Here is a 429-nt window from a genome sequence, read left to right on the forward strand (position 1 = left end):
CTCTTATTATGCGCATTAACAAGTGTCAGTCTGACCCTGTCCAAGCTTTTAGCGCAGGTCTTCTCATGCCCGATTTTTCGATGTCCAATTTGGCCGTTGCCTTTTCCATCACGTTGGCTGCCGGTTTGTTTACCGTATTAGGCAGCGGCTTGGTGATGTTTTCCAAAACGCCTAATCCGCGCGTGTTGTCGTTTGGTTTGGCATTTGCCGGCGGTGCGATGGTTTATGTTTCTCTGACGGAAATTTTCAGTAAGTCCAGCGAGGCGTTCGCTGAAATTTATGATAAAGACCACGCGTTTGCGGCGGCGACCATGGCATTTTTGGCCGGTATGGGCGGCATCGCACTGATTGACCGCCTGGTGCCGAACCCGCATGAAACCTTAGATGCGCAAGACCCGTCTTTTCAAGAAAGCAAACGCCGCCATATTG

The 429-nt window shown here is 50.8% G+C and carries 1 pseudogene; it reads left to right on the plus strand.

Annotated features, from left to right (window positions below):
* Positions 1-65 precede the first annotated feature (65 nt).
* Positions 66-429 (plus strand): annotated as a pseudogene (locus ACTHUM_RS20090) (zinc transporter ZupT); the annotation flags it as partial.

The organism is Neisseria sp. P0021.S006, assembly GCF_051956895.1.